Genomic DNA, 673 nt, shown 5'->3' with positions numbered 1-673 from the left:
GGTGACACCCTCCTGATGTGCACCGGTGGCCTCGCCGATCCGCTGCGCGGCGAGCCCGAACTCTGCGCGTACCTCACGGGGCGGTGGTCCGGCCCCACCCCGCCCGGCCTCGCCGAGTTCCTCGCCGACTCCCAGGTCAGGGTCAAGGGATATGCCGACGACCGTACGGCCGCAGCTGTTTGGGAGGCGTGATCGCGGCCATTGTGGATTGATGGACCCAAGGAAACCGAAGGGGTGCATGGATCCATGGCCAAGCAGAACGTCGCCGAACAGTTCGTGGACATCCTCGTCAAGGCCGGAGTGAAGCGTCTCTACGGCGTCGTCGGCGACAGCCTCAACCCGGTCGTGGACGCGGTCCGCCGCAACGCCGCGATCGACTGGGTCCACGTACGGCACGAGGAGACCGCCGCGTTCGCCGCGGGGGCCGAGGCACAGATCACCGGGAAGCTGGCCGCGTGTGCCGGCTCCTGCGGGCCCGGCAACCTGCACCTCATCAACGGGCTCTACGACGCCCACCGCTCCATGGCCCCGGTCCTGGCCCTCGCCTCGCACATCCCCTCCAGCGAGATCGGCCTCGGCTTCTTCCAGGAGACCCACCCCGACCAGCTGTTCCGCGAGTGCAGCCACTACAGCGAGATGATCTCCAGCCCGAAGCAGATGCCGAGGCTGCTGC

At 68.5% G+C, this 673-nt stretch carries 1 protein-coding gene and 1 pseudogene; both read left to right on the top strand.

Going from position 1 to position 673, the window contains the following annotated elements:
• A pseudogene (locus tag EHS43_RS45565) lies at window positions 1–192 on the top strand (protein phosphatase 2C domain-containing protein); the annotation flags it as partial.
• A 54-nt stretch (window positions 193–246) separates the two neighbouring features.
• Window positions 247–673, top strand: a 427-nt coding sequence (locus tag EHS43_RS45560) for a thiamine pyrophosphate-binding protein (RefSeq protein ID WP_260471040.1), incomplete at its 3' end; no start/stop codon positions are given.

This window comes from Streptomyces sp. RP5T (assembly GCF_003933965.1).
Classification (GTDB): Bacteria; Actinomycetota; Actinomycetes; order Streptomycetales; family Streptomycetaceae; genus Streptomyces.
This window is presented reverse-complemented; position numbering and strand designations above follow the sequence as displayed.